General features: G+C 41.5%; 4 protein-coding genes. 3 read left to right on the top strand and 1 reads right to left on the bottom strand.

Translation table 11 applies throughout. The features are described from left to right. Both NG798_RS28315 and NG798_RS26950 read left to right on the top strand, forming a co-directional pair. The coding region (locus NG798_RS28315) for an S-layer homology domain-containing protein (RefSeq protein ID WP_375339008.1) at positions 1-87 on the top strand (87 nt) is incomplete at its 5' end. Between the two features lie 218 nt (positions 88-305). Beyond that, entirely contained in the window at positions 306-1,331 is a 1,026-nt protein-coding gene (locus tag NG798_RS26950) for an IS4 family transposase (protein WP_261226806.1), read from the top strand. Between the two features lie 167 nt (positions 1,332-1,498). On the opposite strand, the gene NG798_RS26945 is transcribed toward NG798_RS26950, so the two are convergent. Next, positions 1,499-2,314 carry a VanW family protein gene (locus NG798_RS26945; RefSeq protein WP_261226805.1) on the bottom strand — a complete coding sequence of 272 codons (816 nt, stop codon included), beginning with the start codon at positions 2,312-2,314 and terminating at the stop codon, positions 1,499-1,501. 1,562 nt (positions 2,315-3,876) lie between these two features. Here NG798_RS26945 and NG798_RS26940 point away from each other — a divergent pair. Continuing rightward, positions 3,877-4,017: a hypothetical protein gene (locus NG798_RS26940; protein WP_261226804.1), complete on the top strand. Its 141-nt coding sequence runs from the start codon at positions 3,877-3,879 to the stop codon at positions 4,015-4,017. Positions 4,018-4,147 lie beyond the last annotated feature (130 nt).

The following is a 4,147-nucleotide window of genomic DNA, read 5'->3' as shown; positions in this document are numbered from 1 at the left end:
ACGCAACGCTTAGTTACAGGATATCCTGACAAAACTTTTAAGCCACTGGCAACTCTTACTCGTGCTGAGTTTGCAGTGCTAATCTGATGGGGTGACAAGAGGGCTAAAACACTGTTGGGTTGGGAAGCGCGAGCCGAATGTGGTAAAAAAAAGAACGATCCCAATTGTAAACCAGACCGTCCAACAAAAATGTTACCTGAATTTTATCATAACCATCTCACAAAGCGATTAAATACCCGTCAACTACTAACACTTCAGTTATTAGTGGGGCTAATACAATTTCATAAACAGGTCAGGATTATTGATTGGCAGCCCTATTTCCACAACCGATATTATACGAAAGTCGTCGTCGTTATTTACAGAGATTCTTGAAACTACCCTTTTTAAGTGTAGCGACCCTCTGGTTGCCAATAATTCAGCATCTGATCAAAACTCATTGTTGTAAAGAAAAACGTTTATTTGTGAGCTTAGAGAGAACACAGTGGAAAGGCTATAATTTGTTTATGGTCAGTGTAATTTGGGCAAAAAGAGCCTGGCCGATTTACTGGAATTTTTTAGACAAGCGAGGGTGTAGTAACTTGTCAGAACAACAAGCCTTACTACGGCCAGTTATACGAATCCTGAAAGGTTACGATTATGTGGTAGTTGGAGATCGAGAATTCCATAGTGTAGAATTGGCTGCATGGTTGCAAAACCAAGGTGTAGCCTTTGCTCTTCGTCAAAAATCCGATACATACATACAAGCTAAAAAAGAAGACTATAAGCAACTAAAGACCCTAGAATTATCGACCGGATTGAAAAGATTTATCACGGGAGTTAAAGTTACTAAAAGTAAGGGTTTTGGGAATTTCTCACTCGCTTGTTATCAAAAACGAAAATATAAAAACAGAAACGTAGATGAACCTTGGTATATCTTAACAAATTTAAGCTCCAAGGAAGAAACACTCTCTGCTTATAAAGCCAGATGTGGAATAGAAGCAATGTTTAAAGATTGTAAGAGTGGGGGTTATAATCTGGAAAGCTCTAAAGCTCCTGTGGAACGCTTAACGCGTCTTGTTTTATTGATAGCAATCGCTTATACTATCACATCCTTACAAGGGTTAAAAATCAAAGAAGTGGGGCAACAAAAATATATTAATCGTCTTCAAGAAGTAGGACGAGTCTGCAAACGTCATAGTAACTTTTGGATTGGCCAATATGGACTATTATGGATAGCGGCAATGGAAAAGTGGTCGGATTTAGCCCAAGAATTAATGGCAAATAAGTCTAATAAATTGCCATTTTTTCAGAAGGAACTGAGAGCTATAACCTTTATTCACTCTGCCTTGTAGCTTTCTTGTCACCCCGTCAGATTAATTTCATTTCTTTCTTAAGATTAAAAAGTGATTTATTATCAACCATAGTATTTACCTATAGGACCCTCGGCAATGACCGTAAAATCTTTTACGTTTAATGATACCACAAAGCGAAGATCGCCCTCAGATTTGATGCCATAAACTTACAACACAGCAGCATCAGGGTCCAAGGTGGGATAAATCGTTGTCGTGATTTTTTCCCGGGAGTCGGTAAGTTGAGAATAGCGGAGGGTTTCCACTTGCTTAATTCCCCCCGGTAATTGTTCTACTTTAAAATCTATGGTGAATTCTTCCAGGGGTTGAGTGGAACAGAGTTCAGCGATAATCCCTTCATCCAGTAGGGTGAAGCGGAAACAGAGGGGAACGGATAAGGTATTTTGAAATCGAAAGTCTTTGTATCCATAAACTACTGTAGCATCGGAACCCAATGGGGCGAAGCGGGTTTCTTCGGTGTAAATATCTTTGGAATGAGGATGTTGTTCTAGGGCATTTAAACCGGCTTTGAGGATTAAAACATACAGGAGTCCGGGTAGCTGACATAAACCGCCGCCCAAATCATATTTAAGTTGATTGTTGACGATCGCTCGACTTTCTAGGTATCCCTTTTGTTGGCTGGGTTCTCCCACTAAATGCCAAAATGAAAAGATTTGACCTGGCTGGATGGGGATATTTTCGATGCAGGCGATCGCTGTCGCTAAATTATGCTTCCTATTTTCTAAATAACTGTTATTAGGGATAACTTGGCGGATGCTTATTTGAGATTCAAATAATTCTAATTTTCCTGGGGAGAGTCGAGGTGAGTTTACAAACTTCCCCAGCTTACCTGTGATTAAATCTAAAGTGTATCGCTGAGTAAGTTTTCCCTGTCGCTTGAAAGAAGGCGGAATAATTTTTTTGACTCGATTGAGAAGATGCACAGGTTTAAACTTGGGAAGTGGTTTGAATAAATTGGCCTTCATTGTTTTACAACCTGGTAAAGAATGTCGGAACAGATTGCCTTAAAAAAAATCATCCCTGTGTGGGAAATTAGACCCCATTTCAATCCGGGATAAAAGTTACCCCTAAAACGCTTGTACAGTAGAGGTTAAAAACAGGGTTTTTTATAGAACCGCTGCAATTTAACACCCCTTTAGGGACAACAAACGTTTTTTTGTCCCTATTTGTCTCTCATCTTACCTCTATTCCTGCCCCAAAAAATAAGACTTTTAAAAAGGGCTGGAGATATAGCTAACCGAGGGACGGAGAAGTCCCCGAAAAAATTAGATGGACGGGTTTTATGGACGGGTGTCAATGGTTTTTTTGGATTATAACTCAGGGGGAGGCGATCGCCTCCACCTGTTCGGTTGATGAATAGGCAGTTTTTATCTATAAAAAGGAAAATTGTTAGATAGGGAGTCTTGTAGGAATTGCCCAATTCTACAAAGGAGTGGGAGCATCTTGCTCCCTACCGCTGCAAAAAAGTGATCGCCGCTTGAGAAGGCGGATAAAAAAGAGGCGACGCCGAGATTAGGGAAATCCCAACGCCGCCGCATTCTCTGCGATATGCTACTGGATAAGCCAAGGGTCTAAACTCTTCCTGTCGGGGTGACAAGTCGCTTATAACGCTGATAGAATAAGCCTCATAGCTCTTATTCCTTGTTGATAATTAGGTAGTTTATGTGGAGACAAAGACATTAATTCAACAACAACCTGCCAATTACTAAACATCGAATCGACCCATGATTCACCCCAAAGTCCAATATAAAAAGTGCTATGTCTAGAATATTTTCTATAATTTTCTGTTTTTCATGACGGGGTGACAAGAAGTCTAACAGCCTTATGGGTTGTATCTTGAGATAAGAGTGTGGTAAAAAAAATAATGGTTTCAATTGTACCTTGACGTCCAACGAAAATATTATCTGGATTTTATCATAACCACCTCGCAAAGCAAGTAAATCCCCCTCAGTTTAGGACATTTCAGTTATTGATAGGGTTATTACAGATTCATAGACAAGTCAGAATAGAAAGATTGGCTACCCTGTTTTCACAAGTACAGACGCTCCCTAAAGTTGACTTTTCTACAAGATTAGGCTGTATTCTTTCAAATAATTATCAGCCAGATACTTTACTTTGACAAAAAGTTTTGAGGATTGCCAAAGAAGCAAATATTCCCTTACCCATTGTGTCAAATCTGAAATCTAAACGGCCCCCTTCCAAACTACGAGCGGTAACTCAGTTATAATTAGCCCAAACAGCACAAAAGCTTATTATGCCGGTGAAAACGAGTGGCATATTCGTTATTTCAAGGAACTCCTAAATACTACCGGCTCCAACACGCCATCTGAGACTGAGAGCAGATGCCTTGGCTGATAACCCGCTATGCCAACCAAATAGTAGTTGGGGATGGGGTATTGATTTGGCAGGCCGGGGAGATTGGATGACGCTGGTGTTGTGAGAAGCGAATATTCAGCCTGAGCCTATAAGTTCTTAGAGAAGTTCAAGATGTCATGGGGCCGGTGGATTTTTTGATGGCGGTGGATTTGTGAGTGCCGGTGAAACGCCAAGAGCCCTTGAATGGGGTGAGACAGACGGATGTTTGGGGCCGGGGGATCTGTTAGGGGCCGGTGAACGTAGAGAAGCTCTTGAACGTGAAAAGGCCGGTGTCATGCTTGGAAATGCTTAAACTTACGGCTGTTCCAGGCCGGCATAGATAAAATGGACATCCCCGGCCTCCCCACCACCACCGGCGTTTTCGCCACCACCGTCTCCACCAACTTCACCGGCCTCACCGACCTCACCGACCTCACTGCCAT

The sequence above is a fragment of the Ancylothrix sp. D3o genome, from assembly GCF_025370775.1.
GTDB lineage: Bacteria > Cyanobacteriota > Cyanobacteriia > Cyanobacteriales > Oscillatoriaceae > Ancylothrix.
The sequence above is the reverse complement of the archived record's forward strand: the minus strand, read 5'-3'. Positions and strand labels throughout refer to the sequence as shown.